This is a genomic window from Aeromonas veronii, assembly GCF_040215105.1.
In the GTDB taxonomy this organism is placed as follows: Bacteria; Pseudomonadota; Gammaproteobacteria; order Enterobacterales; family Aeromonadaceae; genus Aeromonas; species Aeromonas veronii_G.
On sequence record NZ_CP157875.1, the window covers coordinates 1896773 to 1917205 of the forward strand.

The 20433-nt window shown below is 60.0% G+C and carries 16 protein-coding genes; 11 read left to right on the forward strand and 5 right to left on the reverse strand.

Features of this window, described 5'->3' with window-relative positions:
* Positions 1-57 precede the first annotated feature (57 nt).
* On the reverse strand, positions 58-2076 hold the full coding sequence (gene mnmC / locus ABNP46_RS08755; protein WP_349922006.1) for a bifunctional tRNA (5-methylaminomethyl-2-thiouridine)(34)-methyltransferase MnmD/FAD-dependent 5-carboxymethylaminomethyl-2-thiouridine(34) oxidoreductase MnmC: 2019 nt from the start codon (positions 2074-2076) through the stop codon (positions 58-60).
* Positions 2077-2166: 90 nt separating this feature from the next.
* Between mnmC and fabB the strand changes: the two genes are divergently transcribed.
* Entirely contained in the window at positions 2167-3378 is a 1212-nt protein-coding gene (gene fabB / locus ABNP46_RS08760) for a beta-ketoacyl-ACP synthase I (protein WP_349922007.1), read from the forward strand.
* Between the two features lie 141 nt (positions 3379-3519).
* On the opposite strand, the gene ABNP46_RS08765 is transcribed toward fabB, so the two are convergent.
* The 3 genes from ABNP46_RS08765 to ABNP46_RS08775 all read right to left on the reverse strand — a co-directional run bounded on the left by ABNP46_RS08765 (position 3520) and on the right by ABNP46_RS08775 (position 5819).
* Positions 3520-4020, reverse strand: coding sequence for a GNAT family N-acetyltransferase (locus ABNP46_RS08765; protein WP_349922008.1), 501 nt, complete (start codon positions 4018-4020; stop codon positions 3520-3522).
* A 102-nt stretch (positions 4021-4122) separates the two neighbouring features.
* Positions 4123-4437, reverse strand: a complete 315-nt coding sequence (locus tag ABNP46_RS08770; protein ID WP_349922009.1) for a DUF4377 domain-containing protein — start codon at positions 4435-4437, stop codon at positions 4123-4125.
* A 95-nt stretch (positions 4438-4532) separates the two neighbouring features.
* Positions 4533-5819: a citrate synthase gene (locus ABNP46_RS08775; RefSeq protein WP_349922010.1), complete on the reverse strand. Its 1287-nt coding sequence runs from the start codon at positions 5817-5819 to the stop codon at positions 4533-4535.
* Positions 5820-6241: 422 nt separating this feature from the next.
* On the opposite strand from ABNP46_RS08775, the gene sdhC reads away from it, so the two are divergent.
* The 10 genes from sdhC (at position 6242) to ABNP46_RS08825 (ending at position 17492) form a co-directional block, all read left to right on the forward strand.
* Complete coding sequence (gene sdhC, locus ABNP46_RS08780; RefSeq protein ID WP_349922011.1) at positions 6242-6631, forward strand: succinate dehydrogenase cytochrome b556 subunit; 390 nt, start codon at positions 6242-6244, stop codon at positions 6629-6631.
* On the forward strand, positions 6625-6969 hold the full coding sequence (gene sdhD, locus ABNP46_RS08785) for a succinate dehydrogenase, hydrophobic membrane anchor protein (protein ID WP_349922012.1): 345 nt from the start codon (positions 6625-6627) through the stop codon (positions 6967-6969). Before sdhC ends, sdhD begins: the two co-directional genes overlap by 7 nt.
* A 1-nt stretch (position 6970) precedes the next feature.
* Positions 6971-8737: a succinate dehydrogenase flavoprotein subunit gene (gene sdhA / locus ABNP46_RS08790; RefSeq protein ID WP_349922013.1), complete on the forward strand. Its 1767-nt coding sequence runs from the start codon at positions 6971-6973 to the stop codon at positions 8735-8737.
* 17 nt (positions 8738-8754) lie between these two features.
* Positions 8755-9471 (forward strand): succinate dehydrogenase iron-sulfur subunit, encoded by a 717-nt coding sequence (locus tag ABNP46_RS08795; protein WP_349922014.1) that lies wholly within the window; start codon positions 8755-8757, stop codon positions 9469-9471.
* Between the two features lie 144 nt (positions 9472-9615).
* A complete protein-coding gene (gene sucA / locus ABNP46_RS08800; RefSeq protein ID WP_349922015.1) occupies positions 9616-12426 on the forward strand; it encodes a 2-oxoglutarate dehydrogenase E1 component in 2811 nt (936 codons plus the stop codon).
* An 85-nt stretch (positions 12427-12511) separates the two neighbouring features.
* Positions 12512-13717 carry a 2-oxoglutarate dehydrogenase complex dihydrolipoyllysine-residue succinyltransferase gene (odhB, locus tag ABNP46_RS08805; protein ID WP_349922016.1) on the forward strand — a complete coding sequence of 402 codons (1206 nt, stop codon included), beginning with the start codon at positions 12512-12514 and terminating at the stop codon, positions 13715-13717.
* A 213-nt stretch (positions 13718-13930) separates the two neighbouring features.
* The gene (sucC, locus tag ABNP46_RS08810) at positions 13931-15097 is read left to right on the forward strand and encodes an ADP-forming succinate--CoA ligase subunit beta (RefSeq protein ID WP_100861649.1); all 1167 of its coding nucleotides are present in this window, start codon (positions 13931-13933) and stop codon (positions 15095-15097) included.
* Positions 15097-15969 (forward strand): succinate--CoA ligase subunit alpha, encoded by an 873-nt coding sequence (gene sucD, locus ABNP46_RS08815; protein WP_349922017.1) that lies wholly within the window; start codon positions 15097-15099, stop codon positions 15967-15969. Before sucC ends, sucD begins: the two co-directional genes overlap by 1 nt.
* Before the next feature lie 286 nt (positions 15970-16255).
* Positions 16256-16858, forward strand: a complete 603-nt coding sequence (locus ABNP46_RS08820; protein WP_349922018.1) for a PIN domain-containing protein — start codon at positions 16256-16258, stop codon at positions 16856-16858.
* 178 nt (positions 16859-17036) lie between these two features.
* Entirely contained in the window at positions 17037-17492 is a 456-nt protein-coding gene (locus ABNP46_RS08825) for a YcgN family cysteine cluster protein (RefSeq protein WP_349922019.1), read from the forward strand.
* A gap of 643 nt (positions 17493-18135) precedes the next feature.
* Here ABNP46_RS08825 and pflB read toward each other — a convergent pair.
* On the reverse strand, positions 18136-20418 hold the full coding sequence (gene pflB, locus ABNP46_RS08830; protein ID WP_349922020.1) for a formate C-acetyltransferase: 2283 nt from the start codon (positions 20416-20418) through the stop codon (positions 18136-18138).
* Positions 20419-20433: the final 15 nt, after the last annotated feature.

Genomic DNA, 20433 nt, shown 5'->3' on the forward strand with positions numbered 1-20433 from the left:
ACCCAGTGGGTAGCCCGTTTTCGTTGGTCATCGGCCGCCAGCCTCAGGCTTGCTTGTTCAGTCGAGGGACTTGCCCTTGAGCAGCTTACGCACCCAGTAGCGGGCGGGGTGGAGCGCTTCCAGCAGATCGCGGGGCAGCGGCAGGGGATCGCCACAGATCTCGCTCGCCACCAGCTCACCGCACAGGGGGGCCGAGCAGAGGCCCCGGGAGCCGAGCGCCCCCAGCACATAGAGGCCCGGGTGGAGGGGCAGGGGAGCGGCATCCGCCGGATGCTGCTGGAGCCCGGCGTAGTGATCCGCGAGACCGGGCAGACGCACCACGGGCCCCGCCACCGGCAGGTGATCCCGACTGGCGCAGCGCACGCCGACCCTGGCCTGGTGGCCACTCACGTCCACTTCGTCCGGCCAGATCTGATCTGGCAGGCAGGCCTGCAACCGGCTGCGGTTCTGGGCCTGCTCCTCGGCGCTAAACCCAAGCTCGGTCTGGTTGCGGCCATAGCTGGCACCGATGCAGTGGGCGCCATCGTGAGCCGGGGTGAGATAACCGTCGTAGCAGAGCACGGTGTTGAGCTGACTTAAGCCTGCCGTGGTCGGCACATGGCTCACCTGACCGCGCACCGGGTAGAGGGGCAGCTCGGCGAAGGGGATGAGGGCGGGCAGACGATGACCGGCGGCGACCACCAGATTGGGGGCCAGCCAGTGGCGGCCGTCATGGCTCGTCACCTGCCAGCCATCGGCCTGTTCATCGACCTGGGTCACCTCGGCGCCATATTCCAGCTGCAGCAAGCCGCTCTGCATGGCGTCGCTCAGCGCCGCCCGGGTCAGGTCCGCCGGGCAGAGCCAGCCCCCCAGGGGATAGCTGACGCCGCCCACGCCGCAGGGCAGGCCGACCAATGGTTCGATCTCGCTGGCCGAGAGGGGGCGCATCAGTTCGGGCGGGAAGGGGCCCTGGCTCATCTTGGCGAGCTTGGCCGCCGACTTGTCGTCATAGCCGAGCTGGGTGACGCCGCACAATGCAAAGGCGATGGGGTGGCGATCGCTCAGGGCCTGCAGCCGGTTTCGGGCATAGCCGAAGGCGAGGGCATAGAAGCGCGACAGGGCGTCATGCTCGCCGTTGAGCAAGGGATAGAGCGCCCCCTGGCGGTTGCCGGAGGCGCCGGTGGCGGGCTCGGCATCGGCGCAGAGCAGGGTGACGGCGCGGCCCCGCTCCACCAAAGAGAGGGCGGTCATGGCGGAGGCGATACCGCCGCCGATGATGAGGGTCGCCCCTTCCCGGCCCGCCGGGCGGGCGTACCAGGGCGCTATGGTGCTGTCCGGGGTCTTCTCTTCCCGCATTCCGGCCAGCATCTCCCGCTTGCTGCCGTGACCTTTCACCTTCTTCATGGCAAAACCCGCGGCGATGAGCCCCCGGCGCACGAAACCGGCGCAGGTAAAGGTGGCGATGGTGGCGGTGGGGCGCGCGAGACGCGCGAGGCCGTCGAACAGATCCTGGGTCCACATCTCGGGGTTCTTGGCAGGCGAAAAACCGTCCAGATACCAGGCATCCACCAGTCCCTCGGCCGGGTGGGGGACCTGCGGCAGCGTCTCCTTGATGTCACCGAGCCAGAGATCGAGGCGTATCCGGCCACCGGCAAACGACAGACGGTGACAGCCTTCGACCGGCAGCGGCCACTGGTCGATGAGGGCACGGCTCAACGGCGCGAGTTCGGGCCAGGCCGCGAGCGCTTTGCACAGATCGTCCCGGGTCAGAGGGTATTTTTCGAAGCTGATGAAGTGCAGACGCGGGCAGCGGGCGGGATCGCCGGCCTGTTCCAGAAACGCAGCCATTGTCGCCAGAAAGTTAAGACCAGTGCCGAAACCTGTTTCACCAATCACGAAACTGTCACTATCGTGGTGCGAAAATCGCTCTGGCAGCCGATTTTGCTGCAAAAAGACGTAGCGGGTTTCACTTAGACCGTTATCATTGGAAAAGTACACATCCCCGAACTCACTGGAGACTGGAGTTCCCGCTTCATTCCAGTCCAATCGGGCATGATGTAAGGATGTTTGACTCACGTTTTCCTCTGCTCGCGTCATAAAATCGCGGGCATTCTACGTGAAAGCAGACCAGTTTGGCAGCCGAAAGCGGGTAGACTCGGTGCCAGTTTTTCCAGACGAGATGAATTAATGAGAAGAGCAGTGATCACCGGTATCGGCGTCATCTCCAGTATCGGCAACAACAAGGAAGAAGTGCTGGCCTCCCTGCAAGCAGGCAAATCCGGCATCACCTATTCCGAGCAGTTTGAACAGTACAATCTGCGCAGCCGTGTCTGGGGTAACATCAAACTCGATCCGTCTGAACTGATCGACCGTAAAGTCATGCGCTTCATGGGTGACGCTGCGGCCTACGCCTATCTCTCCATGCAGCAGGCCATCGAAGATGCGGGTCTGGCAGAGGATCAGGTTTCCAACGAGCGTACCGGTATCGTCACCGGCTCCGGCGGCGCCTCCGGCAAGAATACCTCGGAGTCTGCAGACATCGCCCGCGAGAAGGGCGTCAAGCGGGTAGGTCCCTACATGGTGCCGCGCACCATGTCTTCCACCACCTCCGCCTGTCTGGCCACGCCGTTCAAGATCAAGGGTGTCAACTACACCATCAGCTCCGCCTGCGCGACCTCTGCCCACTGCATCGGTCACGCACTGGAACTGATCCAGCTCGGCAAGCAGGACATCGTCTTCGCCGGCGGCGGCGAGGAGCTGGACTGGTCCTCCACCATCCAGTTTGACGCCATGGGCGCTCTCTCCACCAAGTACAACGACAACCCGGAAAAAGCCTCCCGCACCTATGATGCGGACCGCGATGGCTTCGTCATCTCCGGTGGCGGCGGCATCCTGGTGGTCGAGGAGCTGGAACATGCCCTGGCCCGTGGTGCGCACATCTACGCCGAGATCACCGGTTACGGTGCCACTTCCGACGGCTACGACATGGTGGCCCCGAGCGGTGAAGGCGCGGTGCGTTGCATGAAGATGGCGATGCAGGGTGTGGGTCAGGTGGATTACATCAACACCCACGGCACCTCCACCCCGGTGGGCGATACCAAGGAGCTGGAAGCGATCCAGACCCTGTTTGGCAGCAATGCGCCCAAGCTCTCCGCCACCAAGGCCATGACCGGGCACGCCCTGGGCGCGGCCGGTGTGCACGAGGCCGTCTACTCCCTGCTGATGCTCAAGCACGGCTTCATCGCCCCCAGCATCAACATCGAGAATCTGGACGAGAAGGCCGTGGGCCTGCCCATCGTGCGCGAGTACGAAGCGGCTGATCTCAACACCGTCATGTCCAACAGCTTCGGCTTCGGCGGGACCAACGCCTCCCTGGTGTTCAGCAAGTTCAAGGCTTGATGAACTAGCCATCCTGGCGAGACAATCGAGATAGAAAAAGGCGCCGCAAGGCGCCTTTTTTATGGCCGGTCGTCAGTGTTCAAACCGCACTGCTGCCGGGAAAAGTACGCTGGCGTACACACCGGGTTTGCTTGCTGTCGTTCACGCCACGCTTGGCGCTGCCAGCGGCAGTCGCATATAGACGGCACCCTCACCATATTCCGCCAGACACTTGTCGGTGGCGGCGGGCAGGAACCCCTGCTTGCGCCAGAAGGCCGGCGCGTCTTGCACCGCCACCAGACCCGCATGTGCGAATCCCTCTTCACTGGCGAAGGCGAGGGCGGTGGCAAGCAGCCGCTGACCCACCCCGATGCCGCGCGCTTCGCCGGAGACGGCGAGATCGTGCAGATAGAACTCCTCATCCCCAGCCAGTCGTTGCATGGCGACCGAGAGGGGTGGGGGCCGTCTGGCACGCCAGGGGTGACAGAGCAGGTAACCGAGCACCTTGCCCTGGCGCTCGGCAACCCAGCAGCATGCCGGCGCCAGCTCGGACTTGTTCTGCATCACGTCGAGAGGCTCGGGATCGAACTGGTGATAGCACTCGTGCTGGATCTTCATGATGGCGGGCCAGTCGGGAGCCCGGATGGCGCGGATGTTAATCATAACCTTTAACGCTGCAGTAGTGACTCAAACCATGAGGGAGGCCCAGACTAGCACAAGGTGCTGATTAATTGAACTGGTGTGGTCTATATGACGCCCATTCACTCAGCGAGCGGCTTCCTTGCTCACGACCTTGATCAGCTGGTAGCGCAGGGAAGAGGCATCGGCCGGCACATCGGTCAGCTTCTCCTTGGTGACTTCCAGCTGATAGTTGTAGCCGGGCTCGAAGGTGAAGCCCTCGATCTGCTGGTAGAAGAAGCTCCAGCTCTCGCCGGGCTGGCTGCGTACCTGCATGCACTTCATGGGGGCGACACCGACGCAGTCGGCCAGCTGGCTCTTGATGTAGAGGGTCTCGGTGGGCGGGGTGCTCTGGCAGGCACTGAGCAACAGGGCGGAACAGAGTATCAGGGGGGCTTTCATCAGGGTCTCTCCTTTTGGCGAAAGGGCGCGATTAAAGCGGTAAATGAAAAGGCGGTCAATGACCGCCTTTGTAACAATTTTTATCCGCGATGAATTCAGCGCTGATCCAGGGGGACGAATTCCCGCTGGGGCTGACCGGTGTAGAGCTGACGAGGACGGCCGATCTTCTGATCCGGATCCGAGTGCATTTCATTCCAGTGGGCAATCCAGCCGATGGTACGGGAGATGGCGAAGATCACGGTGAACATGGACATGGGGATGCCGATGGCCTTCATGATGATGCCGGAGTAGAAGTCCACGTTCGGGTAGAGCTTCTTCTCGATGAAGTAGGGGTCGGAGAGCGCGATGCGCTCCAGCTCCATGGCCACATCCAGCAGCGGATCCTTGATCTGCAGCTCCTGCAGCACTTCGTGGCAGGTCTGACGCATCACGGTGGCGCGGGGATCGTGGTTCTTGTAGACCCGGTGACCGAAGCCCATCAGACGGAAGGGATCGTTCTTGTCCTTGGCCTTGGCAATGAACTCGGGGATGCGATCGACCGAACCGATCTCTTCGAGCATCTTGAGGCAGGCTTCGTTGGCACCGCCGTGGGCCGGACCCCACAGGGAGGCGATCCCGGCGGCGATACAGGCGAACGGGTTGGCACCGGAGGAGCCCGCCAGACGCACGGTGGAGGTGGAGGCGTTCTGCTCATGATCCGCATGCAGGGTGAAGATGCGATCCATGGCGCGTTCGACGATGGGGTTGACCTTGTACTCTTCGGTCGGCACGCCAAACATCATGTGCAGGAAGTTGCCCGCATAGGAGAGGGCGTTGCGCGGCTGCATGAACGGCTGACCGATGGAGTACTTGTAGCACATGGCGGCCAGGGTCGGCATCTTGGAGAGCAGGCGGAAGGCGCAGATCTCGCGGTGCTCCTCGTTGTTGATGTCGAGGGCATCGTGATAGAAGGCGGACAGGGCGCTGACCACGGCGCACATGACGGCCATGGGGTGAGCGTCACGACGGAAGCCGCGGAAGAAGAAGGCGATCTGTTCGTGCACCATGGTATGGCGGGTGACCAGACGTTCGAAGTCCGTGTACTGGGCCTTGGTGGGGGCCTCACCGTAGAGCAGGATGTAGCAGACTTCGAGGTAGCTGGCCTGGGTGGCCAACTGGGCGATGGGATAACCACGGTGCAGCAAGACACCCTGATCCCCGTCGATGTAGGTGATGGACGATTTGCAAGATCCGGTGGCCATGAAGCCCGGGTCAAAGGTGAAGTACCCTTGAGCACCCAGTTTTCTGACATCGATGACATCGGGTCCGACAGTCCCGGACAGGATCGGCAGTTCTACCGGCTCTTTTCCGGGCAAGTGTAGGGTGGCTATTTTATCAGCCATAGCACGTCTCCTTTGCTCTTTATAATTTGGTTCCAGTCCTACTTTATTACGACTTTCATAACGCTGGCAAAGGTTGTTACCCGTACCACGGCGGCTGGAGCGCCTTATTTGAACCAGAGATCGATAGCTTTGTCAATTTTACTGGATGATCATTAATGAGTTGTTAAAGCTGTTGTGGGATCTGGTTTACGGTTTTGGGTTTTCTATGTAGCTAATTGATTGTCATTGGTTAAGGCCGCCGATATACTGCGCCACGTGGGTGATGGTCGTCGGTGTTTGAAACGCTTTCGCAAAGCCAGATGTGATATTGAAAATGTTATTTTTGGCTTTCCTGAGTTGTTTTGGTAACAAAAACCTAACAAATGCCACTCCTAGCCCTCAAAGCGTGTAAAAACAATAACTAACGTGCTCAATGGAGCTGAGTGGGCAAAGCCGTGAAAAACAAACAGAGACCTGTAAACCTCGACCTACAGACGATCAGCTTTCCTGTCACCGCCATCGCTTCCATCTTGCATCGTGTCTCAGGGGTCATCACCTTTGTGGCGCTTGCCATCTTGCTGTGGATGCTTGGTACTTCACTCGCCTCTCCCGAAGGATTTGAAACGGTCGTTGCCATCATGGACAACTTCCTGGTCAAGTTCGTGCTGTGGGGGATCCTGACTGCGCTGGCTTACCACATCGTGGGCGGTCTGCGTCACCTGGTCATGGACATGGGGCATTGGGAAGAGCTGGAATCCGCGAATCAGAGCGCCCGGGTGGGCTTCGTGATCACCGCGATTCTGGCCGTATTGGCGGGGGTACTGGTATGGTAACCAATTCTGCAACTTTCGGGCGCAGCGGTGTTCATGACTACATCCTGATCCGCGCCACCGCCCTCATCATGACGGCCTACGTCCTCTATCTGGTGGGTTTTGTCGCCCTCAATGACATCACCTACGAGGTGTGGACCGGCTTCTTCGCCAAAACCTTCACCAAGGTCTTCACCCTGCTGACGCTGGTTTGCGTCCTGATCCACGCCTGGATCGGTCTGTGGCAGGTGCTGACCGACTATATCAAACCGGTGGGACTGCGCGGTGCACTGCAATTTGCACTGGTGGTGGTGCTGTTTGTCTATCTGATGACTGGTTTCGTCGTGCTGTGGGGTGTGTAAGGTGACTATTCCAACTCGTGAATTTGATGCGGTCGTGATCGGTGCCGGTGGCGCCGGTATGCGCGCCGCGCTGCAGATTGCCCAATCCGGCAAGAGCTGCGCACTGCTTTCCAAGGTTTTCCCGACTCGTTCCCACACCGTTTCCGCCCAGGGCGGGATCACGGTCGCCCTGGGCAATGCCCATGACGACAACTGGCAGTGGCACATGTACGACACCGTCAAGGGCTCCGATTACATCGGTGACCAGGAAGCGATTGAATACATGTGCAAGACGGGCCCGGAAGCCGTCTATGAGCTGGAGAACATGGGTCTGCCCTTCTCCCGCTTCGACAACGGCGCCGTCTATCAGCGCCCGTTTGGTGGTCAGTCCAAGAATTTCGGTGGCGAGCAGGCGGCCCGTACCGCGGCTGCGGCCGACCGGACCGGCCATGCCCTGCTGCATACCCTGTATCAGCAGAACGTCAAGAACAAGACCACGGTCTTCTCCGAGTGGTATGCGCTGGATCTGGTGAAGAACCAGGACGGTCACGTCGTCGGCTGCACCGCCATCGACATGGAGAGCGGCGAGGTCGTCTACTTCAAGGCCAAGGCCACGGTGCTCGCCACCGGTGGCGCCGGTCGCATCTACCAGTCCACCACCAATGCCCACATCAACACCGGTGACGGTGTCGGCATGGCGCTGCGCGCCGGTGTAGGCGTGCAGGACATGGAGTTCTGGCAGTTCCACCCGACCGGCATCGCCGGGGCAGGGGTGCTGGTGACCGAGGGTTGCCGCGGTGAAGGCGGCTATCTGCTGAACAAGGACGGCGAGCGCTTTATGGAGCGTTATGCGCCGAACGCCAAGGATCTCGCCGGTCGCGACGTGGTGGCTCGCTCCATCATGATCGAGATCCGCGAAGGCCGTGGCTGCGACGGTCCCTGGGGCCCGCACATCAAACTCAAGCTGGATCACCTGGGTAAAGAGGTACTGGAATCCCGCCTGCCGGGGATCTGCGAGCTGTCTCGCACCTTCGCCCACGTGGATCCGGTCAAGGAACCCATTCCCATCATCCCGACCTGCCACTACATGATGGGCGGCGTGCCGACCAGCGTGAACGGCCAGTGCCTGACCCAGGACAAGGACGGCAACGACGTCCCCGTGGTCGGTCTGTTCGCGGTGGGGGAGATCGCCTGTGTCTCCGTACACGGCGCCAACCGTCTGGGTGGCAACTCCCTGCTGGATCTGGTGGTGTTCGGTCGTGCCGCCGGCATGCACCTGGTGGAGACCTTGGGCGAGATGGAACATGGCCGCGAGGCCACCGAGGCCGAGGTCGCCAAGGCTCTTGAGCGCTTCAACCGCTGGGAAGCCAACCGTGACGGGGAAGACCCGGCCCAGATCCGTAAAGATCTGCAGCGCTGCATGCAGAACAACTTCTCCGTATTCCGGGAAGGGGATGCCATGGCAGAGGGGCTGGCCGAGCTGAAACTCATCCGCGAGCGCCTCAAGAACGCCCGTCTGGACGACACCTCCAAGGAGTTCAACACCCAGCGCATCGAGTGCCTGGAGCTGGATAACCTGATGGAGACGGCCTATGCCACCGCGGTGGCGGCGAACTTCCGTACCGAGAGTCGCGGTGCCCACAGCCGCTTCGACTTCCCGGATCGCGACGATGAGAGCTGGCTGTGCCACAGCCTCTATCACCCGGACACCGAGTCCATGACCCGTCGCGCTGTCAACATGTCTCCGAAAACCCGTGAGGCATTCCCACCCAAGGTGCGGACTTACTGATTGCGGAGCCAAATACAATGAACGTCACATTCTCTGTTTACAGATACAACCCGGATGTTGATAACGTCCCGCACATGAAGGATTATCACCTTGATATTCCTGAAGGTTCCGACATGATGGTGCTCGACGCACTGATCCAGCTGAAAGAGCTGGACCCCACACTCGCCTTCCGCCGCTCCTGCCGCGAAGGGGTCTGTGGATCCGACGGCGTCAACATGAATGGCAAGAATGGTCTTGCCTGCATCACTCCGCTTTCCGATCTCTTGAAGAAGGGCAACAAGGTCGTCATTCGTCCCTTGCCCGGCCTGCCGGTGATCCGGGATCTCGTGATCGACATGACCCAGTTCTACACCCAGTGGGAGAAGGTCAAACCCTTCCTCATCAACGATGAAAAACTGCCGCCCGTGCGTGAGCACCTGCAATCCCCCGAAGAGCGCGCCAAGCTGGATGGTCTGTACGAGTGCATTCTGTGCGCCTGCTGCTCCACCTCTTGCCCCTCCTTCTGGTGGAACCCGGACAAGTTCATCGGCCCGGCCGGTCTGCTCGCCGCCTATCGCTGGCTGGCGGACAGCCGTGATACCGCGGCTGCCGAACGACTGGGTAACCTGGACGACGCGTTCAGCGTGTTCCGCTGCCACGGCATCATGAACTGCGTGAACGTCTGTCCCAAAGGCTTGAACCCGACCAAGGCCATCGGTCAGATCAAGTCGATGCTGCTCAATCGGGCCGTGTAGTACCAGGGCCGGGCGTCACCCGCCGGGCCCGACCTCTGGATAGCCATCCCGCCCCTCTTCAGGCGAGGTGCCAGGCGAGATGCAGGATGGCTGTTTGACCCCTACAAGCTGCGCTGCAGCGAACAAGATGTACAAGGGATAGAAATGCATAACGGCGTGATGAAGGCCTGGTTGGAGTCATCTCACCTGGCTGGTGCGAATGCAAGCTACATTGAGGATTTGTACGAATCCTTCCTGGAAAACCCCGACTCCGTCGCCGACGAGTGGCGCAGCCTGTTTGAGCAGCTGCCCCAGGTCAACGGTCATGCTGTCGACCAACCCCATTCCCAGGTTCGCGACTATTTCCGCCGCCTGGCCAAGGATCCCTCCCGTTACAGTGCCCCTGTCAGCGATCCCCAGGTGGACGCCAAGCAGGTGCGCGTGCTGCAGCTGATCAACGCCTTCCGTTTCCGTGGCCATCAAAACGCCAATCTGGATCCGCTCGGCCTCTGGGATCGTGAAACCGTTGCCGAACTGGACCCCGCCTTCCACGGTCTGCAGGGGGCCGACATGGAGGCCACCTTCAACGTGGGCTCTTACGCCATCGGGCGTGAGACCATGGTGCTGTCGGATCTCTACGCATCGCTCAAGAAGACCTACTGCAACAGCATCGGTGCCGACTACATGCACCTCACCTCCACCGAGGAGAAGCGCTGGCTGCAGGACAGGCTCGAATCCATCGAAGCCCACGGCAACTACAACCTGGAGGAGAAGACCCGTTTCCTCGAGAGTCTGACCGCAGCCGAAGGGCTGGAAAAATACCTGGGGGCCAAGTTCCCCGGTGCCAAGCGTTTCTCCCTGGAAGGGGGCGATGCCATGGTGCCCATGCTGAAAGAGTTGATCCGCCGCGCCGGTGAGCAGGGCTGCAAAGAGGCCGTCATCGGCATGGCCCACCGTGGTCGCCTGAACGTGCTGATCAACGTGCTCGGCAAGCGGGCGCAAGATTTGTTCGACGAGTTTGCCGGCAAGCATGGTGAGTCCTGGGGCACCGGTGACGTGAAGTACCACATGGGCTTCTCCTCCGACTTCGCCACCCCGGGTGGCAACGTCCACCTGGCGCTCGCCTTCAACCCGTCTCACCTCGAGATCGTCAACCCCGTGGTCATCGGCTCGGTCCGTGCCCGTATGGACCGTCGTGGTGACAAGGATGGCTCCAGCGTTTTGCCCATCACCATCCACGGTGATTCCGCCATGGCCGGGCAGGGGGTAGTCGCCGAGACCTTCAACATGTCCCTGACCCGTGCCTATGGCGTCGGCGGGACAGTGCGCATCGTCATCAACAACCAGGTCGGCTTCACCACCTCCTACATCCGTGACCTGCGCTCCACCGAATATTGCACCGACATCGCCAAGTCCGTGCAGGCGCCTGTGCTGCACGTCAACGGTGACGATCCGGAAGCCGTGGTGCTGGTGACCCAGATTGCGCTGGATTATCGCAACACCTTCAAGCGCGACGTGGTCATCGAACTGGTCTGCTACCGTCGTCACGGCCACAACGAGGCGGACGAGCCGAGCGCGACCCAGCCGCTGATGTACCAGAAGATCAAGCAGCATCCGACCCCGCGCAAGATCTACGCCGATCAGCTGATCGCCGAGGGCATCATCGCTCCCGAGCTCGCGACCACCCTGGTCAACGAGTACCGCGACACCCTGGACCGGGGTGAGCGGGTGAGCAAGGAGTGGCGCCCCATGGAGCTGCACTCCGTGGACTGGACCCCGTATCTCGGTCATGACTGGGCCATGCCCTACGACAGCACTGTGCCCATGGATCACCTGAAGTCCTTAGGGGAGCGCATCAGCCAGTACCCGGCGACTCACGTATTGCAACGCCAGGTCGAGAAGATCTACGAAGACCGTCGCCTGATGGCCGCCGGCGAGAAGCTGCTGGACTGGGGCTTTGCCGAGACCCTGGCCTACGCCACCCTGGTGGACAAGGGCTCGCGCATCCGCTTCACCGGTGAAGACTCCGGCCGTGGCACCTTCTTCCACCGCCACGCCGTGCTGCACAGCCAGACCGACGCCAGCACCTATACCCCGCTGTGCAACCTGCACGACGAGCAGGGGCCGTTCGAGGTGTACGACTCCGTGCTGACCGAGAACGCGGTCCTGGCCTTCGAATACGGCTATGCCAGCGCCGAGCCGGCGGGTCTCACCATCTGGGAAGCCCAGTTTGGTGACTTCGCCAACTGTGCCCAGGTGGTGGTGGATCAGTTCCTCTCCTCCGGTGAGCAGAAGTGGGGCCGGATGTGCGGTCTGACCATGCTGCTGCCCCACGGTTACGAAGGGCAGGGTCCGGAGCACTCCTCCGCCCGCCTCGAGCGTTATCTGCAGATGTGCGCCCAACACAACATGCAGGTGTGCGTGCCGTCCACCCCGGCCCAGGTGTTCCACATGCTGCGCCGCCAGGTGGTGCGCCCCATGCGTCGTCCGCTCATCGTGATGACGCCGAAATCCCTGCTGCGCCACCCGCTGGCGGTGAGCAAGCTCGACGAGCTGGCGGAAGGCACCTTCCAGAACGCCATCGGCGAGATCGATGCACTGGATCCGAAAGGGGTCAAACGCGTGGTGTTCTGCTCCGGCAAGGTCTACTACGACCTGCTCGATGCCCGTCGCAAGGCCGAGCAGCAGGACGTGGCCCTGGTGCGGATCGAGCAGCTTTACCCCTTCCCGGAGGAAGAGGTGCGCACCATTCTCGCCGATTACGCCCATGTCACCGACTTCGTCTGGTGTCAGGAAGAGCCGCAGAACCAGGGCGCCTGGTACAGCACCCGTCATCACTATGACAGCGTGCTGCCAAGTCAGGCCCGCCTGCGTTATGCCGGTCGCCCGGCCTCGGCCTCACCGGCCGTCGGCTACATGTCCGTCCACACCAAGCAGCAGAAAGCCCTGGTGGAAGACGCCCTCACGCTGGAATAAACGAGTCATGGATGAGAGGGGTGCCAAGCCCCTCTCTGAGCTGGAACAAGCCTGCTGGCCAAGAAGTAAACAAGGAACTGAATAGATGACTATCGAGATCAAGGTACCGGACCTGCCCGAATCAGTGGCAGATGCCACCATCGCGACCTGGCACAAGAAACCGGGTGATCTGGTTGCCCGTGACGAAGTGCTGGTCGACATCGAAACCGACAAGGTCGTGCTGGAAGTCCCGGCGCCGGAAGCCGGCGTTCTGGGTGACATCCTGCAGGCGGAAGGGGCGACCGTGCTCTCCCGTCAGCTGATCGCCATGCTCAAGGCCGCCCCCGTGGCCGGTGAAGAGACCAAGGAGAAGCCGGTGGAAGCCGCAGCCGACGACAGCACCGATGGCATGAGCCCGTCCGTGCGCCGTCTGGTGGCCGAGCACGCCATCGACGTCGCCAAGCTGACCGGCACCGGCAAGGGCGGTCGCGTCACCAAGGAAGACGTGGAAGCCTTCATCAAGAACCTGGGCAAGGCTCCTGCCGCTCCGGCTGCTGCCGCTCCGGCTGCTGCCGCCCCCGTGGCTGCGGCACCGGTCGCTCCGCTGGCCGGTCGCACCGAGAAGCGCGTGCCCATGACCCGTCTGCGCAAGCGCATCGCCGAGCGTCTGTTGGAGGCCAAGAACACCACCGCCATGCTGACCACCTTCAACGAGATCAACATGGCGCCCATCATGAAGCTGCGCAAGCAGTACGGCGAGATCTTCGAGAAGAAGCACGGCATCAAGCTCGGCTTCATGTCCTTCTACGTGAAGGCCGTTGTTGAGTCCCTGAAGCGCTACCCGGAAGTGAATGCGGCGCTGGACGGGGATGACATCGTCTATCACAACTACTTCGACGTCAGCATCGCCGTCTCCACCCCCCGTGGTCTGGTAACCCCGGTGCTGCGCGATTGCGACAACATGAGCCTGGCGGACATCGAGAAGGCCATCAAGGATCTGGCTGGCAAGGGCCGTGACGGCAAGCTGACCGTGGATGAACTGACCGGCGGCAACTTCACCATCACCAACGGTGGCGTGTTCGGCTCCCTGATGTCTACTCCCATCATCAACCCGCCGCAGAGCGCCATCCTGGGGATGCACAAGATCCAGGACAGACCCATGGCGGTCGATGGCAAGGTCGAGATCCTGCCGATGATGTACCTGGCGCTCTCTTATGATCACCGCATCATCGACGGTCGCGAGTCCGTGGGCTTCCTGGTCTCCATCAAGGAACTGCTGGAAGATCCGACCCGTCTGTTGCTGGACGTCTAAGGGCATGGGCCGGATGGGCAAGCCCCCGGGCTTTCCATCCGGCCATGCACAGGATGTCCGAGGGGCAGGGGAGGCGCCCTTGCTGGCAAGCGCCCCCGCCTTCGAGTACCCGAGCGAAATCAGAAAGATAACCGGGGCCCCCGAGGCCCTTTCACAGGGGATTGAGAAACACGAGCCCCGGACGGAAATACCTACAACACGGATAGAGCATCTATGAATCTGCATGAATATCAGGCAAAACAGCTGTTTGCCGAGTATGGCCTGCCGGTCTCCGAAGGTTATGCCTGCGCTACCCCGCAGGAAGCGGCCGAAGCGGCCGACAAGATTGGCGGCAACACCTGGGTCGTCAAATGCCAGGTCCACGCCGGCGGCCGCGGTAAAGCGGGCGGCGTCAAGCTGGCCAAGAGCAAGGACGAGATCCGTGCCTTCGCTCAGAACTGGCTCGGCAAGAACCTGGTGACCTATCAGACTGACGCCAACGGTCAGCCGGTCACCAAGATCCTGGTGGAATCCTGCACCGACATCGCCAAGGAACTGTACCTCGGCGCCGTGGTCGATCGTGGCAGCCGCCGCGTGGTCTTCATGGCCTCTACCGAAGGTGGCGTGGACATCGAGAAGATTGCCCACGAGACCCCGGAACTTATTCACAAGGCGGCCATCGATCCGCTGGTAGGCCCGCAGGCTTACCAGGCGCGCGAGCTGGCCTTCAAGCTGGGTCTGGTCGGTGATCAGATCAAGCAGTTCACCAAGATCTTCCTGGGTCTTGGCCAGATGTTCCTGGATTGCGACTTCGCATTGCTGGAAATCAACCCCCTGGTCATCACCGACAAGGGCAACCTGCATTGCCTGGACGGCAAGATCAACATCGATGCCAACGCCCTGTACCGTCAGCCCAAGCTGCGCCAGATGCACGATCCCTCCCAGGATGACCCCCGCGAAGCGCACGCCGCCCAGTGGGAGCTGAACTATGTGGCGCTCGATGGCAACATCGGCTGCATGGTCAACGGCGCGGGTCTGGCCATGGGTACCATGGACATCGTCAACCTGCACGGCGGCTCACCGGCCAACTTCCTGGACGTCGGCGGCGGCGCCACCAAGGAGCGCGTGACCGAGGCCTTCAAGATCATCCTGTCTGACAGCAAGGTCCAGGCCGTGCTGGTCAACATCTTCGGCGGCATCGTGCGCTGCGACATGATCGCGGAAGGCATCATCGGCGCCGTGAAAGAAGTCGGGGTGAAAGTGCCCGTGGTGGTGCGTCTGGAAGGCAACAACGCCGAACTGGGTGCCCGTAAACTGGCCGACAGCGGCCTCAACATCATCGCCGCAACGAGTCTGACTGACGCCGCGCAGCAAGTGGTCAAAGCCGCGGAGGCCAAATAATGAGCGTTCTGATCAACAAAGACACCAAGGTGATCTGCCAGGGCTTCACCGGCGGTCAGGGTACCTTCCACTCCGAACAGGCCATTGCCTACGGTACCCAGATGGTCGGCGGCGTGTCGCCCGGCAAGGGTGGCACCACCCACCTGGGCCTGCCGGTGTTCAACACCGTCCGTGACGCCGTGGAAGCCACCGGCGCCACCGCCTCCGTCATCTATGTTCCGGCCCCGTTCTGCAAGGACGCCATCCTGGAAGCCATCGATGCCGGCATCAAGCTCATCGTCACCATCACCGAAGGCATCCCGACCCTGGACATGCTGCAGGTCAAGGTGAAGCTGCAGGAAACCGGCGTGCGCATGATTGGGCCGAACTGCCCGGGCGTCATCACCCCGGGTGAGTGCAAGATCGGCATCATGCCAGGCCACATCCACAAGCCGGGCAAGGTCGGTATCGTCTCTCGTTCCGGCACCCTGACCTATGAAGCGGTCAAGCAGACCACGGACGAGGGCTTCGGCCAGTCCACCTGCGTCGGCATCGGTGGCGACCCCATCCCGGGCTCCAACTTCATCGACATCCTGGAGATGTTCCAGAAGGATCCTGAGACCGAGGCCATCGTGATGATCGGCGAGATCGGCGGCAGCGCCGAGGAAGAAGCGGCAGCCTACATCAAGGCTTACGTCACCAAGCCGGTGGTCTCCTACATCGCGGGTGTCACCGCCCCGGCTGGCAAGCGCATGGGTCATGCGGGCGCCATCATCGCCGGTGGTAAAGGCACGGCGGCCGAGAAATTTGCCGCCCTGGAAGATGCCGGTGTGAAAACCGTGCGCTCCCTGGCCGATATCGGCAAGGCTCTGCGTGAAGTGACCGGCTGGTAAGTCAGCCTGTTATCTCTGATAGAAAAATGCCGCCTTAGGGCGGCATTTTTTATGGATGCGGTTTGATGAAGGATCGCCAAATAATGGATTTTTTCTATACAGCATCCGAGTTTTCCTTGCTGGATGGATTGTAAGTTCTTAGCCTATGCACAAATAAAAATATATGGCATATTTTTAGATGTAACAACAAGTTACAAGGATATGCTCCCATGCCATTAAGGGCTTGATGGCGAGTGAATCATGGATAGATGGCAAATTGCCGCGTAATAAATTGCGAGGCCCCTTCATGCGCACTAACTACGTCCTCATTGATTTTGAGAATGTTCAGCCCGAGCGTCTCGCTGTTTTGGCGAAAGATCACTTCAAAATCTTGGTGTTCGTCGGCTCGAATCAGTCCAAGCTCGCTTTCGAAACGGTCTCAGTGATCCAGCAGCTCGGAGATAAGGCTCAGTATATTAAGATTGCGGGGAGCGGTCCGAATGCTTTGGACTTTCATATTGCATATTACATTGGCCAATTAGCTGCCTCGGATCCTGCTGGCTTTTTCCATATAATCTCGAAGGACAAGGGGTTTGATCCGCTCATACAGCATCTCAAAGACAAGAAAATATTCGCAGCTCGCACCGAACATGTTGTAGATATTCCTCTCATTAAGAGCAATAACGCTCAGACTTCCTTGGAACGTATGACCCTTGTTCTGAAGAAACTTCAACAGATGAAGACATCTCGGCCCAGAGCGATAGCGACGTTGAATAGCACGATTGCATCATTATTTCAGAAACAGCTCACTAATGAAGACGTACAAAATATCGTTCGAGCACTGATCAGCGCGGGCCACATAACAGTTGATGGGAGTAAGGTTTCTTATGCGCTTGGTCAAGACGTATAAATTGTTGATTTTATGCATCATTTATTTTTAAGTAGCTTTTGTTAAAACACTACGATCTTTGACCAACATCGGAAAGCTGCTGCTTGCTTATCATACTGCGAGCAGTCCCCAACCTTGAAAAATCGGGTCAAAAAGCGTATAACCACGCGCTTGTCAGTGTATTGAGTGAGCCAAATTTATGCAGCAGAGTGAACCCGTGCAGACCGCCCCCTTTTGGCAGGTAAAGAGCCTGCAGCAGATGACCATGACCGAGTGGGAGTCTCTGTGCGACGGCTGTGGCAAATGCTGCCTGAACAAGCTCATTGACGAGGACACCGAAGAGCTGGTGTTCACCAACGTGGCCTGCAACCTGCTCAATACCAAGACCTGCCAGTGCTCCGACTACGGCAACCGCTTCAAGAAAGAGCCGGACTGCCTGCAAATCACGGTCGACAAGATTGCCGAATACGACTGGCTGCCGTCGAGCTGCGCCTATCGCCTGCTGGCCGAAGGCAATACCCTGCCTGCCTGGCATCCGCTGATCACCGGCAGCCGCAGCGCCATGCACCAGGCTGGCCAGTCGGTGCGTGGCAAGGTGGTCCACGAGGCGCAGGCCGGCGACTGGGCTGACCATATCATTACCTGGGCGAGCTAAACCTTACATCGCCGTTTATCGCCGCCGTTTATCGCAAACAACAGGGGCAGGGGAGTGAGACTCCACTGCCCCTGTTGTTTTTGGCATATAAATGATCAGTTTTATGAGATATAGGCAGTGTAACGTCTTGCTGTGAGATAAACGCTGCGCCGGGTTCTGAGAGGTCGCCTCTAACGCCGCCAGCACCCGTTCAATCGCGTCCAGGATACAAGGGCAGCAGAGTTCACACTCTGCTGCCCTTGTTGCTTTCTGGCGCCTTCTCGCGATGTCGATGACATCCCCTCACCTTGACCCTCTCCCAAGGGGCGAGGGAAGGGATTCAGGTTCTGATGCAAAGTCCGTGGCGGCCGAGCACGGTTCTGCTCTGCTTGTCTGCTTGTCTGCTTGTCTGCTTGTCTGCTTGTCTGCTTGTCTGAGTGCTTGTGAGCGCATCAGTACATAAAACGGTGGAGGGGAGGAGAGAGGGGCATAGAGAGGGACGTCAGGAAGCCAATGTCTGGCCGAGCCCGTGCGTCGAAGCAAATCGGTGGATCAGCGGATCTGCGAGGGTGAAAGCGGCTTGCACTGCGGCCAACAGCCATAAAAAAACCGGCGCCTGGGCGCCGGTTCTTGTTCACCGCAATGCTTGCTTACAAATAAGCGATTACAGAGAAGCGGTGAAGGTACGGGTGATGACGTCTTGCTGTTGCTCCTTGGTCAAGGAGTTGAAGCGAACGGCATAACCGGATACGCGGATGGTCAACTGCGGATATTTCTCCGGGTTTTCCATGGCGTCCAGCAGCATTTCACGGTTCATCACGTTGACGTTCAGGTGCTGACCGCCTTCCAGGTTGGACTCGTGGTGGAAGTAACCATCCATCAGGCCAGCCAGGTTGGCTTTCTGGGCTTCCATGTCTTTGCCCAGGGCGTTCGGTACGATGGAGAAGGTATAGGAGATACCATCTTTGGCGTAGGCGAACGGCAGCTTGGCGACGGACGTCAGTGAAGCAACGGCACCCTTCTGGTCACGACCGTGCATCGGGTTGGCACCCGGGCCGAACGGTGCACCGGCGCGACGGCCATCCGGGGTGTTACCGGTCTTCTTGCCGTACACCACGTTGGAGGTGATGGTCAGCACGGACTGGGTCGCCACGGCGCCACGGTAGGTATTGAGCTTCTGGATCTTCTTCATGAAGCGCTCGACCAGGTCGCAGGCGATGTCATCGACGCGGGCGTCGTTGTTACCGAACTGCGGGTACTCGCCTTCGATTTCGAAGTCGATGGAGACGCCGTCGGCATCACGTACCGGCTTGACCTTGGCGTACTTGATGGCAGACAGGGAGTCAGCTGCAACAGACAGACCGGCGATGCCGCAAGCCATGGTGCGATAGACGTCACGGTCGTGCAGCGCCATCAGGGAGGCTTCGTAGCTGTACTTGTCGTGCATGTAGTGGATGATGTTCAGGGCGGCGACGTACTGCTTGGCCAGCCAGTCCATGAAGTGATCCAGACGGTCCATCACGTCGTCGTAGTCGAGGAACTCGGACTTGACCATTTCGGTTTTCGGACCGACCTGGATCTTGAGCTTCTCGTCCATACCGCCGTTGATTGCATACAGCATGGTCTTGGCCAGGTTGGCGCGGGCACCGAAGAACTGCATCTGTTTGCCGACGATCATCGGGGACACGCAGCAAGCGATGGCGTAGTCATCGTTGTTGAAGTCCGGACGCATCAGGTCGTCGTTCTCGTACTGAACGGAAGAGGTCTCGATGGATACCTTGGCGCAGTACTTCTTGAAACCGACCGGCAGCTTCTCGGACCACAGGATGGTCAGGTTCGGCTCAGGGGACGGGCCCATGGTGTACAGGGTGTTCAGCATACGGAAGCTGTTCTTGGTGACCAGGGTACGGCCATCAACACCCATACCGGCCAGGGTCTCGGTGGCCCACATCGGGTCGCCGGAGAACAGTGAATCGTATTCCGGGGTACGCAGGAAGCGAACCATACGCAGCTTCATGACCATGTGGTCCATCAGCTCCTGGGCTTCTTGCTCGGTGATCAGGCCCTTCTTCAGGTCACGTTCGATGTAGACGTCCAGGAAGCTGGAGGTACGACCGAAGGACATGGCGGCACCATTCTGGGACTTGACCGCCGCCAGGTAGGCGAAGTAGGTCCACTGTACGGCTTCTTTGGCAGTCTTGGCCGGAACGGAGATGTCGCAGCCATATTTGGCAGCCATCACCTTCATCTGGGCCAGGGCACGGTGCTGCTCGGAGATCTCTTCGCGCAGACGGATGGTGGCTTCCAGGTTGACACCGTTTTCCAGATCAGCCTGCAGGGACTTGAACTGGGCCAGTTTGTCGGCCATCAGGAAGTCGATACCGTACAGGGCGACACGACGGTAGTCACCGATGATACGGCCACGGCCGTAGGCATCCGGCAGACCGGTGATGACGCCGGACTTGCGGCAGTTCAGGATGTCCTTGGTGTAGACATCGAACACGCCCTGGTTGTGGGTCTTGCGGTATTCGGTGAAGATCTTCTCGACCATGGGGTCGAGCTGACGGCCGTAGACTTCACAGGAAGTCTTGACCATCTTGATACCGCCGTTGGCGATGATGGCGCGCTTGAGCGGCTTGTCAGTCTGCAGACCGACGATCTGCTCCAGGCTCTGGTCGATATAGCCGGCATCGTGAGCGGTAATGGTGGAGGGCAGGTCAGTATCAAAATCGACCGGCGCGTGAGTGCGGTTCTCGATCTTGATGCCTTCCATGACCTTGTCCCACAGCTTGGTGGTAGCTTCGGTCGCGCCAGCCAGGAAGGACTCGTCACCTTCATAAGGGGTGTAGTTCTTCTGGATGAAATCACGGGTATTGACAGAGGTCTGCCATTCACCGGCTGCGAAGCCTTCCCATGCGCTTTGGAACTGTTCGTTAAGTTCTGCCATTTTCATTACCTCTCA

What these genes read in the sequence shown, in the direction of transcription:
- sdhD (WP_349922012.1), top strand. Translation starts at nt 6,625, where the DNA reads ATGGTAACCAATTCTGCAACTTTCGGGCGCAGCGGTGTTCATGACTAC.
- sucC (WP_100861649.1), top strand. Translation starts at nt 13,931, where the DNA reads ATGAATCTGCATGAATATCAGGCAAAACAGCTGTTTGCCGAGTATGGC.
- fabB (WP_349922007.1), top strand. Translation starts at nt 2,167, where the DNA reads ATGAGAAGAGCAGTGATCACCGGTATCGGCGTCATCTCCAGTATCGGC.
- pflB (WP_349922020.1), bottom strand. Translation starts at nt 20,418, where the DNA reads ATGGCAGAACTTAACGAACAGTTCCAAAGCGCATGGGAAGGCTTCGCA.
- sucA (WP_349922015.1), top strand. Translation starts at nt 9,616, where the DNA reads ATGCATAACGGCGTGATGAAGGCCTGGTTGGAGTCATCTCACCTGGCT.
- ABNP46_RS08825 (WP_349922019.1), top strand. Translation starts at nt 17,037, where the DNA reads ATGCAGCAGAGTGAACCCGTGCAGACCGCCCCCTTTTGGCAGGTAAAG.
- sucD (WP_349922017.1), top strand. Translation starts at nt 15,097, where the DNA reads ATGAGCGTTCTGATCAACAAAGACACCAAGGTGATCTGCCAGGGCTTC.
- ABNP46_RS08795 (WP_349922014.1), top strand. Translation starts at nt 8,755, where the DNA reads ATGAACGTCACATTCTCTGTTTACAGATACAACCCGGATGTTGATAAC.
- ABNP46_RS08770 (WP_349922009.1), bottom strand. Translation starts at nt 4,437, where the DNA reads ATGAAAGCCCCCCTGATACTCTGTTCCGCCCTGTTGCTCAGTGCCTGC.
- odhB (WP_349922016.1), top strand. Translation starts at nt 12,512, where the DNA reads ATGACTATCGAGATCAAGGTACCGGACCTGCCCGAATCAGTGGCAGAT.
- ABNP46_RS08765 (WP_349922008.1), bottom strand. Translation starts at nt 4,020, where the DNA reads ATGATTAACATCCGCGCCATCCGGGCTCCCGACTGGCCCGCCATCATG.
- ABNP46_RS08820 (WP_349922018.1), top strand. Translation starts at nt 16,256, where the DNA reads ATGCGCACTAACTACGTCCTCATTGATTTTGAGAATGTTCAGCCCGAG.
- ABNP46_RS08775 (WP_349922010.1), bottom strand. Translation starts at nt 5,819, where the DNA reads ATGGCTGATAAAATAGCCACCCTACACTTGCCCGGAAAAGAGCCGGTA.
- mnmC (WP_349922006.1), bottom strand. Translation starts at nt 2,076, where the DNA reads ATGACGCGAGCAGAGGAAAACGTGAGTCAAACATCCTTACATCATGCC.